The organism is Vibrio sp. V38_P2S17PM301, assembly GCF_009904845.1.
GTDB lineage: Bacteria > Pseudomonadota > Gammaproteobacteria > Enterobacterales > Vibrionaceae > Vibrio > Vibrio proteolyticus.
The window spans coordinates 1-18,512 of record NZ_WXWO01000049.1 but is presented as its reverse complement, the minus strand read 5'-3'; the positions used below and the strand labels follow the sequence as shown (position 1 = coordinate 18,512).

At 45.4% G+C, this 18,512-nt stretch carries 14 protein-coding genes; 6 read left to right on the top strand and 8 right to left on the bottom strand.

Translation table 11 applies throughout. From position 1 onward, the window contains the following. The first annotated feature begins 73 nt into the window (after window positions 1-73). Window positions 74-904, top strand: a complete 831-nt coding sequence (nadE, locus tag CAG64_RS10225) for an ammonia-dependent NAD(+) synthetase (RefSeq protein ID WP_161457547.1) — start codon at window positions 74-76, stop codon at window positions 902-904. Window positions 905-985: 81 nt separating this feature from the next. Here the strand turns inward: nadE and CAG64_RS10220 are convergent, their stop codons facing one another. From CAG64_RS10220 to CAG64_RS10205, 4 genes are all read right to left on the bottom strand, one after another. Next, entirely contained in the window at window positions 986-1,492 is a 507-nt protein-coding gene (locus CAG64_RS10220) for a hypothetical protein (protein WP_161453327.1), read from the bottom strand. A 14-nt stretch (window positions 1,493-1,506) separates the two neighbouring features. Continuing rightward, complete coding sequence (locus CAG64_RS10215; protein ID WP_021706465.1) at window positions 1,507-1,977, bottom strand: GyrI-like domain-containing protein; 471 nt, start codon at window positions 1,975-1,977, stop codon at window positions 1,507-1,509. A gap of 472 nt (window positions 1,978-2,449) precedes the next feature. Further along, window positions 2,450-2,857: an H-NS family histone-like protein gene (locus tag CAG64_RS10210; protein WP_161457548.1), complete on the bottom strand. Its 408-nt coding sequence runs from the start codon at window positions 2,855-2,857 to the stop codon at window positions 2,450-2,452. A 231-nt stretch (window positions 2,858-3,088) separates the two neighbouring features. After that, entirely contained in the window at window positions 3,089-4,660 is a 1,572-nt protein-coding gene (locus tag CAG64_RS10205) for a sensor domain-containing diguanylate cyclase (protein WP_161457549.1), read from the bottom strand. 264 nt (window positions 4,661-4,924) lie between these two features. Between CAG64_RS10205 and CAG64_RS10200 the strand changes: the two genes are divergently transcribed. The 3 genes from CAG64_RS10200 to CAG64_RS10190 all read left to right on the top strand — a co-directional run bounded on the left by CAG64_RS10200 (window position 4,925) and on the right by CAG64_RS10190 (window position 12,275). After that, a complete protein-coding gene (locus CAG64_RS10200; RefSeq protein ID WP_337247447.1) occupies window positions 4,925-6,130 on the top strand; it encodes an EAL domain-containing response regulator in 1,206 nt (401 codons plus the stop codon). Continuing rightward, entirely contained in the window at window positions 6,127-10,929 is a 4,803-nt protein-coding gene (locus CAG64_RS10195; RefSeq protein ID WP_161457550.1) for a PAS domain S-box protein, read from the top strand. The genes CAG64_RS10200 and CAG64_RS10195 overlap by 4 nt, the downstream gene beginning before the upstream one ends. 200 nt (window positions 10,930-11,129) lie before the next feature. Further along, window positions 11,130-12,275, top strand: a complete 1,146-nt coding sequence (locus CAG64_RS10190; protein ID WP_161489310.1) for a response regulator — start codon at window positions 11,130-11,132, stop codon at window positions 12,273-12,275. A 124-nt stretch (window positions 12,276-12,399) separates the two neighbouring features. On the opposite strand, the gene tdh is transcribed toward CAG64_RS10190, so the two are convergent. Further along, on the bottom strand, window positions 12,400-13,431 hold the full coding sequence (gene tdh, locus CAG64_RS10185) for an L-threonine 3-dehydrogenase (protein WP_161488868.1): 1,032 nt from the start codon (window positions 13,429-13,431) through the stop codon (window positions 12,400-12,402). Beyond that, window positions 13,431-14,627, bottom strand: coding sequence for a glycine C-acetyltransferase (locus tag CAG64_RS10180; protein ID WP_021706472.1), 1,197 nt, complete (start codon window positions 14,625-14,627; stop codon window positions 13,431-13,433). Before CAG64_RS10180 ends, tdh begins: the two co-directional genes overlap by 1 nt. Window positions 14,628-14,933: 306 nt before the next feature. Between CAG64_RS10180 and CAG64_RS10175 the strand changes: the two genes are divergently transcribed. Both CAG64_RS10175 and gloA2 read left to right on the top strand, forming a co-directional pair. Next, window positions 14,934-15,872 carry a LysR family transcriptional regulator gene (locus CAG64_RS10175; protein WP_161454923.1) on the top strand — a complete coding sequence of 313 codons (939 nt, stop codon included), beginning with the start codon at window positions 14,934-14,936 and terminating at the stop codon, window positions 15,870-15,872. Window positions 15,873-15,874: 2 nt separating this feature from the next. After that, window positions 15,875-16,258 carry an SMU1112c/YaeR family gloxylase I-like metalloprotein gene (gloA2, locus tag CAG64_RS10170; RefSeq protein ID WP_161454922.1) on the top strand — a complete coding sequence of 128 codons (384 nt, stop codon included), beginning with the start codon at window positions 15,875-15,877 and terminating at the stop codon, window positions 16,256-16,258. 42 nt (window positions 16,259-16,300) lie between these two features. On the opposite strand, the gene CAG64_RS10165 is transcribed toward gloA2, so the two are convergent. Together CAG64_RS10165 and CAG64_RS23810 are read right to left on the bottom strand one after the other, a co-directional pair. Further along, complete coding sequence (locus tag CAG64_RS10165; protein ID WP_443084071.1) at window positions 16,301-17,737, bottom strand: PepSY-associated TM helix domain-containing protein; 1,437 nt, start codon at window positions 17,735-17,737, stop codon at window positions 16,301-16,303. 93 nt (window positions 17,738-17,830) lie between these two features. Next, window positions 17,831-18,187, bottom strand: a complete 357-nt coding sequence (locus CAG64_RS23810) for a hypothetical protein (RefSeq protein ID WP_161454920.1) — start codon at window positions 18,185-18,187, stop codon at window positions 17,831-17,833. Window positions 18,188-18,512: the final 325 nt, after the last annotated feature.

Sequence of the window (18,512 nt, the reverse complement as noted above, 5' to 3'; positions counted from 1 at the left end):
TTCTAATTTTTCGAATTCGGTATGATACTAGCATTAAAATTAAAACATAATTTGCTTGCAGGAAGGAAACCTAATGGAACAGATGATCCGAGATGAGATGCGAGTTCTGCCATCCATCGATCCCCAGTTCGAGATTACCCGTCGAATCGAATTTATCAAACGTAAGTTGCTTGAATCTGGCTGCAAATCACTGGTTTTGGGTATTAGTGGCGGCGTGGATTCAACCACGTGTGGACGTCTGGCTCAATTGGCCGTTGAACAGCTCAATGCTGAAACCGGTTCAGGCAACCATCAGTTTATTGCCGTTCGCCTTCCATACGGTGAGCAGAAAGATGAAGACGAGGCGCAATTAGCACTCTCTTTCATCAAGCCGACTCACTCTGTTTCGGTGAACATCAAAGGCGGTGTTGATGGCACGCACGCCGCTACGCATGCGGCTTTGGAAGGAACAGGACTGATTCCTTCAGATCTTGCCAAGGTGGACTTCGTCAAAGGCAACGTCAAAGCCCGTACCCGCATGGTGGCACAATATGAGATTGCGGGTTACGTTGGCGGCCTGGTGCTGGGTACCGATCACTCCGCAGAAAACATTACCGGCTTTTACACCAAGTTCGGCGATGGCGCGTGCGATTTAGCTCCTCTGTTTGGCCTGAGTAAACGTCAGGTGCGTGAAGTGGCCGGCGCGCTGGGCGCACCAGAGCTATTAGTGAAAAAAACGCCAACAGCGGATCTTGAAGAGCTCGCACCACAAAAAGCGGACGAAGAGGCGCTGAGCCTGAGCTACGATCAAATTGATGACTTTCTGGAAGGCAAACCGGTTGACACCTACGTGGTTGAGCGTCTGGTACGCATCTACCAAGCCACTCAGCATAAACGTCAACCGATCCCGACGATTTACGATTAACCCGTCTGCTCACAGACACACAAGCCACCCGACATTGGGTGGCTTTTTGATTGGTTTGCACTGCGATGTTATGCCAAATAATCAGCCATTCCAAAGTGTCCATTCAATCGAACTCAGCCCCGCAATAAATACGCCCAAAGCCACTATCGCAGCAAATAAGTTCGCGCATTTACTGAATCGGGTGGCGTTAACATCATCCAATGACGCAAATGCAATAATCGCAATGCTGGCTGGCGCCAGGTATTCCCAAAATTGTTTGGTCTTTAACTGCTCCGGAACGGTATAAGCCAAAAAACCAGCCAGAGCCAGAATCAACGCAATCGTGAAGCCAGCGAACCAGGCGCCCAATCGATATGGACGCACGTCGTCCTGCCCTTCCAGACCTTGGATGGTTTTAAAGGCGCCAAACCGTCTGCCTTCGGTAAAAGAGGCTGTCTCGAAGGAACATTGACCACAACGATTCCGACCAGCAAGGTATTCAACCGCATCGGCTTTTGCACTGTGATTCGAATCCCCGCTATCCACCACACCCAATACCCGGTTGTGTTGCTTATTGTGTTTACATGTCTGCTTAATTAATTGCTTCATGGGAGGACTGCCCGTTAGTCTGCATCTCGGATGCCGAATTGGATTTCAATCACATTGTCCGCGGAACCTGGACCGAACCATTGGTGGTAAACTTCGCGGCTCTCTCCGGTCAACTCATAGCCTTCAGCTTTGATGGCTTCGAGCAGCGGACGGTAACCATGTTCGAACAACCCCGACAACTCACCACTGTACTGACGAGTCGCACAGCGAAACGCTGGCAGTGTGTGGTACTCAGCCTGATGCGCTAATGCTTCAGGGCCGTCGCCAACGACAGGAAGACAGAACTCAATCTCGAATTCCGATTCCGTGTCGTCCGGCAGACCATACGATACAAAATGCCACGGACCGGTCACCGTTAACGCCGAACGGTCAATAATATCCAATATGGCGCTGCAGCAGTCCTGACTGACATGCCCAACTTCAGGCAGAGTCAGGTGTTTACGAATACACAGCACAGTCCCTAACGTTGTTTGTTTTACGTCCACAACAATTCCTCTTACTATTTTTTAGAGATAGGCGACAGGCAATTCATCACCCACTCATTTATTTATTTATTTTTTGCACGGTTACTCTGCTGATCATGATCCGATAACCGATCAACTTAATTGCGTTAAACCATGTCGAAAAACCTATTGAAGACAAACGTCCTCAGCATTGCGGCAGGGAAACTCGGAAGCGGCCAACGCACTCCATCAGTAGCAACAGGCACGTACCCTGCTTATCTGGATGGGCAATATTGCCATATTCAACAGCATGAAATAGAACGGAACTGATATCACAGAGTCAATTTTTCACAAAGGCTCGATGACATCTAGTTTTTGCGGCAATTTAATGACAAAGAATTCATTAACAGTTAGTTGTCGCAGCCACTCTAGCGGCACAGAAACAAAAAAGTAGAAGCATCACTGCTTCTACTTTTCCAATCTGCTCTTCTCAGGGTCGGTCGTTACCCCGAACTTACTGAATCAAAAACTCTTCTAACGCCTGACCATTATCCAACGCTTCCTGGATGACAACTGGCGTTCTGCCCTGGCCTGTCCAGGTTTTGGTTTTGCCCTTACCATCCACATACTGATATTTGGCTGGACGAGGTTTGCGCTTGCTGCCGGCCGTGGCCTTTTTAGAAGACAACGCCGCCACCAGATCATTCACATCCAACCCTTGTTGTGAGATTTGCTGAGCGATTTCAGCGAGCTTGGCTTCTTTTTCCTGCTGCTCTTGGCGCAGTTGTTCCTCAATTTGTCTGCGCTCATCCACTACCGTGGTAAACTTCCCTAACGCATCTTCTAATTGCGTCAGAGTCAATTCTTTTGCAAATGCTCTCAGGCTGCGAATATTAAGTAGCGTTTTCTCCAATTCGTTCATGTGTTCTCCTATATAGATGATGTCCGTTCAAGAGTAGATTTAATACGTGCAAACATCGTATTTGGATTAAATAGTTGCGATCGAAAATGATTTAAATACGCTTCAATGTAAAATTTATAAAATCTTATTTCAAGTCAGCAACAGGAAAAACACATCTGTTAAATTAAGAATAAAACCTCGCTCCCAAAAGTATTTAACATATTGTTTAAAAACAGATGCTATAGCAAACTATCAACCTAAATGCTGACTTTGTTTGTACGCCTGTTTGTATTTATACATAATCTTATCGGCACGCTCGATCAGTGACTCGGGGGTATCGTTGGCTTGCAATTGCGCACAGCCATAACTGAAATGCCAGGTTGTGTTTTTTGCTTCCTTACCCAAATCGGCGTATTTCTTCTGAATACGTTCCATAACGAAATTCGCTTCGCTAACATTACAATCATCAAATACGATCAAAAACTCATCACCACCAATTCTGGCTGCCAGATCGGAACCTCTTACCGTTTGGCGAATACTGGTCGCCAGCCCCACAATCATTTCGTCCCCAGCATCATGACCGAAATGATCGTTCGTCATTTTAAGATCATTCACATCAATAAAGCTCACAGCCAATTCCGAATGACGCCTGCGACTCAATTGTATATTGCGCTGTAATTGCTCAATGATAGCGCGTCGATTATACAACTCTGTAAGCGGATCATGACTTGCTTCAAATACTAACTCGTTAAGCAAGTACTCCCGCTCCACCTGAGATATTGCCAGTTTATAGGCCAAAAATGCCAATAATGGCACCAAAAACAACCCAAGAATCACCAGCCCATAAATGAGCGAACCCTGCGACTCTGTAACATAAGCATTAGAGACAAACTGAACCAGATACACTTCTTCTGCATTAATTGCGCGGTGAACGCCGCCAGGCTTCAACTCCAACTTAACCGCGTAATACTCGCCGTCGTCAGAAACAAATTTACCAATATTTGTCTGTGTAAGTTGTCGCCATATTTCAGGGTAATCGTGAGAAAAACGCACCTCTTTACGAGAGTCAAACATAAAACCCCACTCTTTTTCCGCTTCGCCCTCTTTCAGGTAATACCCTTCTTTATTGATCAAATAGACAGGGTTGCCTTTAAAGCGGTTGGAACGATCGATGAGTTTTAGAAGCTTTTCACCGTTATAGTTAATTACGGTAACGCCAAGTAGTGTACCGTCCTCTTGGCGAACTGGAGATGAGAACCGAATCGTAGGTTTGATTGGTTTCTCCACTTTACCGTTTTCGATATTCAAATCGAATTTCGAGGTGTATACCTCACCCGACTCTAATTCAAGGGCATCACGAAAATAATATCGGTTGGCTTTTTCTTGCAATTTATCGTCTAGGATTAATAACAACGTGGTGTCTGGCAACTGATCAATCCGAACGACTTCCTGGCCATATTTGTCCAACACCCGGATTTGGCTATAGCGATCATGAAGCGCCCCCACCTGAAACATTAATGAAGTTAAATACGCTTTCGCGGTTTCATCACCTTCTTCCAGTGTCGATTTGGTCAGAACACTGCTGGAGATATAGTGTAAATACGTACCGACAACGCCCAACTCGTTGTCTAGCGCGTTTCTGATGTCTCCCAACGATTCTAAATAACTGACTTCTCTACGGTCCTCGATACTGTAGTTGGTTTTAACAAACACTAAGGTAAACACAAAAGCCAGAAATAGGCTCAGCAACCACACATAAGACAAGACTTTCGCTCGCTTCTTGCGCAAAATTCCGTCTCGATGCTTAACTGCTACATTCTGCATAAACCACCTGAACTACAGTACAACTTCTTGAGAAGTCACTTATTTATCAACTGATACTTAGGTTACCTGATCGCAGCGCTAACCGCTGAACAAAGCAGAAGAAACGTGATTTTTTCTTCAAAAATGATGTATAGGTCAAGCCGTTACATACCACCTTTTGGAGCGCCAACCGCTTAGAAGATTTTTGGCAAAATTGATATCCCCTACCTAAACTAACGTATTAAGAAGAAAGCAAAATTTAATACTTAAGTAAGGGAGGTCTCTGTGTCGATTACGCACTCTAGCATTCTGGTTGTCGATGATCAGCAGGTCATCAGGCATACCTTGGCGCTATGTTTGGGTAACTTGGGGATCCAAAACATCCACGAAGCAGAAAATGGCAAGCAAGCGAAAGATTTGATCGCTTTTCATACCTTTGATGCGATTTTTTGTGATCTAGACATGCCGATTGAAGATGGCTTTGAAGTATTACGATTTCTGGGTGAAAGTAAGTTTACTGGCGCCGTTATCATCATTAGCAGTCAGGAACAAGAGGTACTCGCGTCGACATCTAATTTGGCTCGGCTTTACGACTTAAGAATTATTGGTTGTGTTGAAAAACCAATCACGTTCCAAATCGTTCAAAAAGTGATTGATACGATCAGGATGCTTCCGAACCCGAACAACAAAGCAAAGCGGTATAGAGAGCTAACGGAAGAAGAGTTGACTCACCACCTCAACAGTGACCACTTGGAGGCATACTTTCAACCCCAGTTAGATCTGCGCACAAAAAAAGTGAAAGGATTGGAAGCACTGGTTCGCATCATCGACGAAAACGACCTGTTGATTTATCCAGACAGCTTCATTCCTGCGGCTGAAAAATCTGCAACCCTAATATTGAACCTGACTCAACGAGTGATTGAGAAAGCTTTAACATCGTTCGCTAAGGAATTTCCCAACAGAAAATCACTGACTCTCGCTTTCAATATTTCCGGTAAAGTTTTGGAAAACCAAGAATTTCCTAAATGGTTAAGCCACATAGTTAATTCTCATGGTATACCACCACAACAAATTATTTGTGAACTTACCGAAACGGCGATAGCGCCGGACCCTACCACCATAGACATTCAAATGCTCAGGTTAAAAATGATGCAATTTAAGCTCTCCATCGACGACTTCGGCACCGGCTACTCCTCCATTGCCAAGCTTCACGCTATTCCATTTAATGAGCTTAAAATAGACAAAAGCTTCGTATTTGATTGCCTAACCAATGCCAAATCAGCGGCGATCGTTGAGCAAAGTATAAAAATGGCCAAAGCAATGGGAATAGAAGTGGTTGCGGAAGGCATCGAAACTAACGATGTTGAAGACTTCTTACTCAAGGCAGGGTGTGACTCCGGACAAGGGTATTTATACTCGAAGCCGGGACCGTTAGACGAAATAGCCTCTCTCATTCGAACTCCTGTCCCTAATAAAGAGCGTACTGAATGAAGTTTTCCATCAAACTTCCCCTGCTTTTTTTAAGCTTAAGCCTAGTTATGTTGGGCGTTGTTACGATTGTTTCTCAGAAAGGTAAAGATATTCTCCAAGACACAACGTTAACCAATATCGAAAGAGAGGCCACTCTCCTGATTCGATTAATAGAGCGTAATTTATTCGAACGCTACCATGACGTACAAGCGTTTCGCTTAGCATTGGGGGAAGTCGATGAAGGTAGACTCGGGTTTATCTCTTCAAGCCCAGATTTTGCGTCCAGCCTAAACGATCTGGTCCGAAATTATAAAGTCTACCGACGGATCATGGTGTTTGATCTGCAAGGTAATTTACTCGCACAAAGTACGAAAAATCAATTTGGTAAGACATTACCCAATGTCCAGACGACAGCGGAAAAAGTCAAAAATAGCACTTGGTTCCAAGAGGCCGTTGATGGGAATACGCTTTCTCCAGACAAACCAGAAAGCAGTTACGTCGTTGGCCCACGACGCTTTCTGATAGATGATAACCCCAACTCTTTTGACATGATTTTTGCTGCACTCATTCGAGACAAAAATGGGAACAATACCGGACTTTGGGTGAATGTGGTTGATTTCTCTGTTGTGGAGAACATCGTCGCTGAAACTTATGAGCTGCTTTCTAATCGAGGCTTTCTGAGCTCAGAACTTACCATCCTTGACAATCAGGGTAGGATCATCGTTGATTATGATCCCGTAGGACAGAGTAAGCCTAAATACATCCGTGATTTTTCTATAATTGGCGAGCTCAATTTGGCTAAAAATGGAGTGGAAGGCGCTCGTCTAGCGGTCGCGGGCAGAAGCGGCTCAAATATCTCCACGCACTTTCGTAAACAGATCAACCAAGTCACTGGTTATGCTCATACCAATGGCGCGTATGATTACCCGGGCCTAGGTTGGTCTGTCATGATCCGTATTGCGGTAAACGAAGCATTTTATGAATCCAATATGTTATTCCGCAGTACATTTCTGGTTTCATTGCTGCTCCTGGCTCTTATTGTCATCGTGTCCTTCTATCTCAGTAAAAAGATTGCCCGTCCTTTGCGAGAACTTTCATATGCAATCAAAAGCCTGGCCAATGGTGAAAAAGATGTCATCTTACCCAAGGTTTACGGGCAGGATGAAATCGCTGTGATGGTGTCGGAACTTGATAACCTCAAAGATATTGTCATAGAGAGAGAAAAACTAAGCCAAGAAACTGACGAACAACGATTTTTACTCGATATTCAAAGTAAAGCTATCGATTCCACCACTTCCGGTATTATTGTCAGCGAAGTGAGTAAGCCTGACTTTCCGATTGTCTTCACTAACAAGGCGTTTGAACTTCTCACCGGATACAGTCGTGAGGAGGTTTTGGGCAAAAATTGCCGCTTTCTTCAGAATGATGATCGTGACCAACCGGGATTAGACAAGATACGACTGGCGTTACAAAACAAAACATCCTGCTCCGTTGTGCTTCGTAACTACAGAAAAAATGGCACGCTCTTTTACAACAATTTGAGAATCGACCCAGTTTTCAATGAAGAAGGCATCATGACGCACTTTATCGGTATCCAAACCGACATTACCGATATCAAGCGACGTGAAGAAGAAAATACCCTAAAACTCGAACAAGAAATCGAGAGAAGAACGCAAGAAGCCAGAGAGTCGGAAACTCGCCTTCGCACTGTCTTCGATACCGCTCTGGATGGCACAGTAGTCATTGATGCCCAAGGAAAGATTTTGGACATAAACCGCTCTACCGAACTGATCTTTGGCAGAGTTCGGGATGATCTCATTGGAGAGAATGTTTCAATACTGATGCCCGACCAGTACGCAGGAGAACATGACAATTACCTTAATACGTTTTTATTTACGGGAAATAAAAAACTGATAGGGGCACCTCGGAAAGTTAAGGGGCTTCACAAGTCAGGACGCGTTTTTCCTATTGAAGTCTCCGTCGGTGAAACCAAAGTCGGTGATTCACAGGTTTTTGTTGGCATGGTGAAAGACATCACCATTCAGGAAGAGATAAAGCGGAGAGAACAAGCTCTCCAAAGTGAGCTTCGTGAGCGTGAAATCATTTATCGTGCTGCATTCAGCCAGGCTGCTGTAGGTATTTGCCGGGTTGCCTTAGACGGCAGGTTCATCGAGGTTAACGACAAAATGTGTGACATTTTTGGTTACGGTGAACAGGAACTACTAGAAATGAAGCTCAGCCATGTCACTCATCCAGATGATCAGACAAGAAGCCAAGAGATGGTGTCTGCGCTTCTTGAAGGTCAACAACGCACCTTCACCATCGACAAGCGCTACATCAACAAGGCGAATGAAACTTTCTGGGCAACACTGTCCGTCTCAGTCGTGTTCGATGAGGACACGCGTCCAAAATATTTCATTTCTGTCATTGAGGACATATCTAACAGAAAAAGAATCGAAGAAGAGTTACGTTCGGCCAAAGCAGCAAGAGACGAACTGTTGAGAGGCATGCGTCTCGCTTCAGATGCGGGCGGAATATGTAATTGGGTACTTAATACCCATACCGGCCATTTGAAGTGGGACGACAATATGTACGCCTTGTATGGCATCGAACACGGCGTAGAGCTCAATTATGAACACTGGAAACAGGCGCTACATCCAAGTGATGCAGACAAAGCCACACACGCTTTTGAACACAGCCTGAGCAGTAAAGATGTATTTAACGCAGAGTTCAGAATCATCAATCAATCGACAAACCAGACGAAGTGGATCAAAGCTGCGGGTGACGTTGTACTCGATAAGGAGTCAGGCTATGAGATGGTGTTTGGTATTAACCTGGACATTACCGACGAAAAAGATGCTCAGGCAGCTTTAGAGAAGGAAACTCTAGCGGCCAGACAGGCGAACGAAGCAAAATCACGCTTTCTGGCAACAATGAGCCATGAAATACGCACACCCATGAATGGCGTGGTTGGCATGGTTGATTTGCTAAGAGAAACTGAGCTGACTAACGATCAGAGAAAAATGGTGAGCACCATACGTGACTCTTCCTTCTCATTACTGGAAATCATCAATGATATATTAGACTTTTCTAAAATCGAGTCGGGTCAGATGGAGCTCGATCTAACTGACGTCCATATTCTGCACCTAATTGAAAAAACAGCGGAAGCCCTATGGGTGAACGCCCATCAAAAACAGGTGGGGATTTACCTGTGTTTTGAAACAAACCTTCCCGAAAAGCTTAGCTTAGATCCTGTGAGAACCCGTCAGATTATCTTAAACCTGCTCGGCAATGCCATTAAGTTTACCAACAGCGAGCAGGAGATAGGATACGTAAAACTGATCATAAGTTATCGTGAACAGAATTTGATGGTGACCGTAGCCGACAATGGCGTGGGTATGAACTCCGAACAGGTCGCTCGTCTGTTCAAACCATTTACACAAGCTGACAGCTCGACAACGCGCAAATATGGAGGAACTGGCTTGGGCCTGAGCATTAGCAAGTCCTTCATAGAACTAATGAACGGTACCATCAATGTGGTCAGCGAACCCAATAAAGGCAGTCAGTTTTCAGTGGCAATACCAATAGATTCAACCGGTTCTGGACTCTTGTTTGGTCAGTATGACTTATCACCATATTCTATTGTGTTGCGCATTGACGACCAATACCTTCAACAATCCATTGAGACCATACTCTCTCACTTCAACCCCCAGAGCATTCATGTAGCCTCAGACCAAACCAATGGCTTTCGCTTTTCATCGAAAACGATTGTGATTACTGATCAACACATTGATGTGTCCGGTAACGATGCCGTTCGCTACCTCGAATTGGATGACAGCCCGGCATCCGCCGATGGCTATGTGCGTCCAAACAAATTCGTTGTGGGAGTTCATCCACTAAAGCCCAGTGAACTGATGACCGGACTTGCGGTCCTGTCTGGTAACAAAAGCCCCGATTTTGAATGGTCCGATAGTTTCTACCAAGATACCGAACCTCGTGAGCATGGAGAGCATCAGGATGAGACCAGCAGTGCGGTGATTCTATGTGCCGAAGATCAACCGACCAATCAACTAGTTCTCGCTCAGCAGCTCAAAAAGTTGGGTTATAAATATGAAATGACCGAAAACGGCAAAGAAGCGTTCGAACGGTGGATGGATGGAGAGTATTCATTGGTGCTGACCGACTGCCATATGCCTGAAATGGATGGCTTTGAGCTTACATCCGAAGTCCGCCGAGTCGAAGCTGAGCTCGGTTTAGAACGTACCATCATTGTCGCGCTTACCGCCAATGCATTAGTGGGCGAAGCCGAGCATTGCTTAGAATCTGGAATGGATGACTATATAGCCAAACCCGTTGAGCTTTCTACGTTGAAGAAGGTGCTGTCACTGCGATTACGTGGAAAGGCATTGCGAGACAAGAAGAATATCAACGAGCACTCTTCAACGGATCAATTTAACGATCTTACTGTCGAAATCACTCATGATAGCAACCTCATTGACTACCAGCATCTCTCCAGCGTCATCGGCAGTGAAGATAAAGAAATGCAACGCGCTGTACTTTCAATGTTTTGGGATAGCGTTACCAATGACTTCGAAAAAATAAAAATCGCCGTTCAGAAAAATCGCCCCGAGGATATTAGGAGCTTAGCTCACGGAGCAAAGGGCTCTGCATCGTCTAGCGGGGTGTTAAAGCTAGGAGAGTTATTCCGAAATCTAGAAAACCAGCACAGTGACTCTAATTACACCAGCAAAAAAGTAGTAGAGATACAAGCCATGATGCAGCTTGTTGAAACTCAACTCAAAGCAGAAAAAATAATTTAACCTTCAACGGGAGAAAAACGTGCTCAGTGAAAACTTCATCAAACAGCTACTATTTGAACAAGCCAATCGCTAAGCTCTTCATTATTTGCATAAGAAATTAGACTTTGGCGCATGGATGAAGACGCGCAATAACGATAAAGACTGGGTTGTCCTAAAAATTGTAGTCGAACAAATAAAGATAAAGAACGCATGAGGGAAGCATGGTGTTTGATAAAACAAGTGTATATATTTTCTATAACGACGCTGAGATGGTCGATATCATCATTCCTATATTTGAGAGCATGTTCAATGATATTTCAAAAATTAACAAAAATTCAGAACACAGCAAATTTGCAAAAAAACTAACAGAAGATCATGTTAGTATTATCTACGTTTACGTTTTTGAACATGCAATAGATGCCTATCAGCTTGCCTCACTTATTCGTGAACACCATGCGTTGAAATCCCATTCTAAAACTCCACATTTTGATATATTGCTATGCGACAAATCAAGCCGACAAAAAGCCTATACTCTTTGTAGTGAAAATGAGTTTTATATATACGAAATCGTAAAACCAATATACGATGCAAACCGATTAAAATTGACAATCAAACGTTTAGCCGAGCATTTAATGGCCGATGTCCATTTACTAGAAGTAATTGGAGATAATGCCAGCCTACTCAATTCACTAAGTCAAAGTATTGATTCTATATCTCAGTGTAAAAACGATGTTGACCATATAATAGATGTAAAAAACCAGGAATTTAAAAGTCTTGTCTCACCTCTAGATAATTTATTAAAACACGTACCTACTTCAGAATGGGATAAATCCTTTACTAATATTATTAAATCTCTTCCTGAGCATATAAAAAGAGATGAATCGTTTAATTTCTCTTTAAAATCTTTTCGAGAAAACTTACAAATATATAAGGAGAGTAGTTCAGATATACTACAAACCTTTTCTAGTATGCTCGACGAAATCAGACCAAAATTAAATAATAAGAAAAAAGTTATCGTCGTGGCGGAGGATCAACCTGTTATGCAGAAAATAATAATGACGATTTTGGAACCAAGAGGATTTAAGGTTGAGCTAGCCAGCAATGGCGTTGAAGCATTAATAAAAGCAAAAGTAATGTTACCTAGCGTTATACTTTTAGATATAGACATGCCGATTATGGATGGACTCTCGACATTACAAGCCATCAAAAAATTAGACGTCATCAAAGACGTTCCGATTATTATGCTAACCAGTCATGCTGACAAAGAAGTAATTCAATCATGCATTCAGCATGGCGCTTCAGATTATGCTGTAAAACCCACTACTGCTGACTTACTGTTAAAGAAAATTGCGAAAGCGATCAGCTAATTTGGACAATGTTAAAGCATGAACGGTGTAAGATATGAACTGCCAAACAGCATAGTTATTGATTACTCAGTTTATGCCACGATTAAAAAGCGCCCCAATCGGAGCGCTTGTTTTATTTGGAGTGTTATTCCCAATCCAGGATAACTTTACCAGATTGGCCTGAACGCATAATGTCGAAGCCTTTTTGGAAATCATCAACTTTATAGTGGTGAGTGATGATTGGCGTCAGATCCAAACCAGATTGAATCAGGCTGGCCATCTTGTACCACGTCTCGAACATTTCTCTTCCGTAAATGCCCTTAATCACTAAGCCTTTGAAAATCACTTGATTCCAGTCGATGCCCATGTCCGATGGCGGAATACCCAACAATGCAATGCGACCACCGTGATTCATGGTTTTCAGCATGGAGTTGAACGCAGACGGGTTCCCCGACATTTCCAGGCCAACATCAAAACCTTCCGTCATGCCAAGCTCTTCCATGACGTCTTCCAGTTTCTGTTCAGCAACGTTCACAGCACGGGTGACACCCATCTGACGAGCCAGATTTAAGCGGTATTCATTGACATCCGTGATCACCACGTGGCGCGCGCCGACATGCTTAGCGACTGCCGCCGCCATGATACCGATCGGACCCGCACCAGTAATCAACACATCTTCACCGACCAGATCAAAAGACAATGCCGTGTGAACTGCATTTCCAAACGGGTCAAAGATAGACGCCAGATCGTCAGAAATCTCATCTGGGATCTTAAATGCGTTGAACGCTGGGATCACCAGATACTCAGAGAACGCACCAGTGCGGTTCACACCAACGCCCACAGTGTTACGACACAGGTGGGTACGACCACCACGACAGTTACGACAGTGTCCACAAGTGATGTGACCTTCGCCAGATACACGGTCGCCAATAGCAAAACCACGCACTTCCTGGCCGATACCGACGACTTCACCAACGTATTCGTGACCCACAACCATAGGTACCGGAATGGTGTTCTGCGACCATTCGTCCCAGTTGTAGATATGGACGTCGGTCCCACAAATCGCCGTTTTCTTAATCCGGATCAACAGATCATTGTGGCCAAGCTCAGGCATGTCCACTTCGTTAATCCAGATGCCTTCTTCAGGCTTTAGTTTTGACAGTGCTTTGATTTTCATTACTTGATGATCTCCATGTCACGGCCAACTTCGATAAACGCATCGATGGCTTTATCCAGCTGTTCACGTGAATGCGCGGCAGACATCTGAGTGCGGATGCGCGCCTGACCTTTTGGCACGACAGGGAAAGAGAAACCAATAACGTAGATGCCTTTCTCCAGAGCGCGTTCTGCAAACTCAGCGGCGACTTTCGCGTCACCCAGCATGATTGGAATGATGGCATGATCAGCACCAGCCAGCGTAAAACCTGCTTCCGACATACGAGTGCGGAAGTGCGTCGCGTTTTCCCACAAACGATCGCGCAGATCGCCGCTTTCTTGCAACAAGTCCAGTACGCGAATTGATGCGCTGACAATCGCCGGTGCAACAGAGTTTGAGAACAAGTACGGGCGTGAGCGCTGACGCAGCCACTCAATCACTTCTTTCTTACCCGAAGTATAGCCACCTGACGCGCCGCCCATGGCTTTACCCAAGGTGCCCGTAATGATGTCGATGCGATCCACCACATCATGATATTCATGGGTACCCGCGCCCGTTTTGCCCATAAAGCCTACGGCGTGTGAGTCATCGACCATAGTCAGTGCACCGTATTTCTCCGCCAGATCACAGATAGCCGGCAAGTTGGCCACCACGCCATCCATCGAAAACACACCATCGGTCACAATCAGGATATTGCGGGCACCGGCGTCTTTCGCCGCAATCAACTGCTCTTCAAGTTCAGTCATGTTGTTGTTGGAATAGCGGAAACGCATCGCTTTACACAGGCGCACACCGTCAATGATGGAGGCGTGGTTCAGCGCATCGGAGATGATCGCGTCTTCTTTATCCAGAATGGTTTCAAACAACCCGGCGTTTGCGTCAAAACAAGACGTATAAAGAATGGTGTCTTCTTTGCCCAAGAAGGTCGACAGCTTCTGCTCAAGCTCTTTGTGGATGTCTTGTGTACCACAGATAAAACGAACTGACGCCATGCCAAAACCATGCTCGTCCATGCCCGCTTTCCCCGCTTCAATCAGCGCAGGGTGGTTTGCAAGACCAAGGTAGTTGTTCGCACAGAAGTTCAGTACTTCCTCACCGCTGGCGATTTTGACTGCGGCTTGCTGCTGCGACGTGATAATACGTTCAGATTTGTACAGACCTTCAGCTTTCACTTCTTCGATCTGTTGTTGGATTTGTTGGTAAAATGCAGAAGACATTTGCCATTCCTTCCTGGTTGTTCTGTTGAGTGTGATACCACTCAATCGTAGGGTCAGCCTTTGTGTGACAAGGGTCACAGACCGTAATAACTCATTACCATCTAGTGTAAGCCATGGGGTAGAAAACGATTATCCCTCGACATGGAAAAACATTAGTGAACTCAAGGCACAAATGAACTTTTTAACAGGAAATGGCGATGTCTCTCCCATCCGGGGGCGCTAAACCGAGCCCACCTTATTGGATTACATGTGACGATTTATCAATTAAACTCAGTGCCCTAGAATGTGAAGGCAGATACTGATCCTATGTTTAACCCGAAACTGGTTACCCTGTTACCCGACTTAGCCATGTTTATTCTGGTGGTGGAGGAAGGCAGCTTTACCGGCGCTGCCAAAAAGCTCGATGTCACGCCTTCCGCGTTGAGTAAATTGATCACCCGGCTGGAAAAAGCACTCTCGGTTAAACTGTTTGAACGTACAACACGCAAACTCATCATCACGCAGGCTGGTCAGAAGATTTACGACCAAGCGGTCATTATGCTCAATGCCGCGCAGCAAGCGGTCGAGCTGTCGAGTGCTGACCACAGCGTGCCTTCTGGTTCACTGACCGTTGCAGCACCGGAAGCGTTTCTCAACTCCGTATTGCAGCCTTTCGTGATCCCGTTTTTGCAGCAATATCCGGAGATTGAGCTCAAGCTTAGGGTCGCTGACGGCGAGATCGACCTATTTCGCGACAATATTGATGTCGCGTTTAAACTCACGGATAAGCCAGATGAAAACCTGGTGCTGCGAGAAATCGGTAAGACTAACCTGGTCTTGTGTGCCAGCCCGAATTATCTCCAGCGACATGGCATGCCGTCTCACCCAACCGCTCTTGAGCAACATGATTGTCTCTATCTGGCGGAAACCGGACGCGATAATCTGTGGGATTTTCTCAAAGACGACGAGTTTCACACCGTTGCAGTGCGCGGCCGCTACGCGGTAAATCACTCCCAGATGCGTCTGAATGGCGTCAAAAACGGACTCGGTATTGGTATTTTTCATGACTTTGTCATCGCCGACGCCATCACCGCCGGTCAGGTCGTACCGGTGCTGCCTGACTGGACAATCAAAAGCAATTACCACGGCGCGATTGCGATGCAGTATCCCCAGACCAAGTATATGCCCGCCCGGCTGCGGGTATTTATAGACTACGCGGTTCGCGAGCTGCGCGAAAAGCTGTCGGCTCCCTCAATTCAGGAGTGATCATGTTTTCCAGAATTCATCATGTTGCGATCATCTGTTCAGACTACGTGGCGTCTAAACATTTCTATACTGAAGTATTAGGCCTGAAGGTGGTGGCTGAAAACTACCGTCAAACCCGAGACTCGTACAAACTCGATCTGGCGCTGCCTGACGGTTCGCAAATAGAACTGTTTAGCTTTCCCGACACCCCAGAGCGTCCCAGTTTTCCCGAAGTACAGGGGTTACGCCATCTTGCCTTTGAAGTTGAAGATATCGACAACGTAGTGGCTTACCTGTGCGGTCAAGGCATCGAAGTTGAGCCCGTTCGCACCGATGAGTTTACAGGTAAGCGATACACATTTTTTCAGGATCCGGACCAGCTTCCGCTGGAAATTTATCAGAGATGACAAAGCCATGAAAAAGAGTCAGCCTGAACTGACTCGTTTGGTTTAACGAAATGTCACACGCAATCGCTCTACCCGGCTAAATAGCATCCAATCCAGTAACAGCGCGACAATAATGGTGATCCCCGCCATCGGAAACGCCACCCCAATCAAAAGCAGCGTGACCAAGCCCGTCTTCCATATTCCTGACGATTGAAAGCGTGGCGGCACACCAAGCTTTTTCTGTCCGCTCGGACGACGTATCCACCACATCACCCCACCCGATACCGCCAAGAAAATGAACATCAGACAAAACAGTATATTCAGCACTTTGTTTAGCGTACTCAGATCACCCTGATGCAAAGACACGCCTGCGGCCATCAATTTGGCAAAGACGCTGTAGTCCTGCCATGTCACATCCATCAGTAAGCGGCCAGAATACTGATCAAAATGACTGGTGCGATCCAAACGCGGATCCGTTACCTGCCCGGCCATAGAGTTTGCAGCAATCGTAAAGACACCGGTTTCCGATTTTGGAAAATACACCGAGTATTGAGTGAAGCCCATGCTTTTAGCACGCGCAATCAAGTGATCGAGATCGAGGTGATAAGACGTTTCCGAGGACATCGACTCGTGCCCCATCTTACTATGATCATGAGTCACCCTGTCCTGCGATTGCGGCAAAGTAGCCTGCTCCAAATTCCACGGCATCTCTTCTTCGGTGCCATGATTCAAACTGGCGTGCGTCAGCGCAGATTCCGGCTTGTCTCCCCAGGTGTAATACGTCGGAAATGTATTCCAGGCCTGGACCAGTTTCGCCCCCCAAATCCCCGTCCACGACAAGCCAGAGATCAAGAAAAACAGCAGGACAACAGACAAGGCGCCACCCAGATTAGCGTGCAAATCCCGCATAAAAATGCGTGTGCCATTTTTCATTCGAACCTTAAGGAAGCCCGCTCTACTGGCGTTATCTCGCGGTAGCCATAAGTAGATCCCACTGACCAACAACACCATTCCCAGACTGGCTGCTACCTCAATCAGGTAATCACCCCATTGCCCGAGTAGTAGGGTCGCGTGGATATCATTTGCAAAGCTATAGATGCTGTTGCTGCGGTCTATCGTCCCCAGCACTTCACCAGTGTAGGGGTTGACCGTCGCCAACAAGGTTTGTCCGTCTGGCGCTTGAATCGAAAAGCGATTCGCAACATCGTCGGATGCTGCCGGGATATACTGGGTCACGCTGTAGCCGGGAAACGCTGCATTAATCGCTCGCAGTTGCTTGGAAACCGGCAAGGAATGTGGCTCAGGTTCAACCTGAATGATCGATTCATAGCGCGCCAGTTCGATTTCATCATCCAGTAACATAACCAGCCCGGTAATACTCAGCATTAGCAAAAAAGGGATCACAAACAGACCCGCATAAAAGTGCCAGCGCCAGGTCATAAAATAGAGCGACTTCGCGCGTGATGCATCGCACTGATGAGGCAGTGTTGAGTTACTCAACATAAATAATTTCCTTTATACACAAAAAAACATCACCACTCGACGAACGCCGGGGTGATATTGGCAGACTTTTTCAATTTATTTTGTACTGACTTATCGAAAGGAAATGGGAGGAGCGCGCGGAACTTGTCTTTCATATCGTACACTTAGAGCCAAAAAAGTGTAGCGGTCTGAAATGACATAGCTCAGTCGCGTAAGTAAAGGTGTAGTTGGAAGCTTAATTTGGTGAAAGGTTGAAAAATGACTAAACGGACACGGCTTTCCATGCTGCTGTGTCTCACGGCTGTCCTGTTCAATCTGAACCAGTTCAAAGCCATTAATCGTACACAACGTTGCCCAAACGCCTGCCTGACTCCCATGTGCATTGATGACAGGCATCAAAGTCACCAACGCCCAACTCAGAGCACTGGCAAGTAACATCGCAGTATGTTTAGAAGCAGACCGTCGCATCGCAACACCATAAAAACACGTTGTCAGCAACTATATCATCATTGATAAAAATCACATCACAAACTTATTCATTTCACTCGCACCTGCTCACAAATTCGCAACCCAGCTCACATCGAGTAATACATCACCGGGAAATGTAGAGCTTTAACTCTATTAATAAATAAAACACAAACAAAAAAACATTATATTTTGGAATAAATCTCAATATTTTAATTATTTATTTTAAAACAATTAAACATTATACATCTATCAATAAATAAACCCTTTCATCAATCAATGCCAATAAATAAAAGGCTCTCATGCACATAAATAAAATCTAATTTAA

Excerpts from the sequence above, each read along its gene's own strand:
- nadE (WP_161457547.1), top strand. The coding sequence starts at position 74 with ATGGAACAGATGATCCGAGATGAGATGCGAGTTCTGCCATCCATCGAT.
- CAG64_RS10220 (WP_161453327.1), bottom strand. The coding sequence starts at position 1,492 with ATGAAGCAATTAATTAAGCAGACATGTAAACACAATAAGCAACACAAC.
- CAG64_RS10210 (WP_161457548.1), bottom strand. The coding sequence starts at position 2,857 with ATGAACGAATTGGAGAAAACGCTACTTAATATTCGCAGCCTGAGAGCA.
- CAG64_RS10205 (WP_161457549.1), bottom strand. The coding sequence starts at position 4,660 with ATGCAGAATGTAGCAGTTAAGCATCGAGACGGAATTTTGCGCAAGAAG.
- CAG64_RS10195 (WP_161457550.1), top strand. The coding sequence starts at position 6,127 with ATGAAGTTTTCCATCAAACTTCCCCTGCTTTTTTTAAGCTTAAGCCTA.
- CAG64_RS10190 (WP_161489310.1), top strand. The coding sequence starts at position 11,130 with ATGGTGTTTGATAAAACAAGTGTATATATTTTCTATAACGACGCTGAG.
- tdh (WP_161488868.1), bottom strand. The coding sequence starts at position 13,431 with ATGAAAATCAAAGCACTGTCAAAACTAAAGCCTGAAGAAGGCATCTGG.
- CAG64_RS10180 (WP_021706472.1), bottom strand. The coding sequence starts at position 14,627 with ATGTCTTCTGCATTTTACCAACAAATCCAACAACAGATCGAAGAAGTG.
- CAG64_RS10175 (WP_161454923.1), top strand. The coding sequence starts at position 14,934 with ATGTTTAACCCGAAACTGGTTACCCTGTTACCCGACTTAGCCATGTTT.
- gloA2 (WP_161454922.1), top strand. The coding sequence starts at position 15,875 with ATGTTTTCCAGAATTCATCATGTTGCGATCATCTGTTCAGACTACGTG.
- CAG64_RS23810 (WP_161454920.1), bottom strand. The coding sequence starts at position 18,187 with ATGCGACGGTCTGCTTCTAAACATACTGCGATGTTACTTGCCAGTGCT.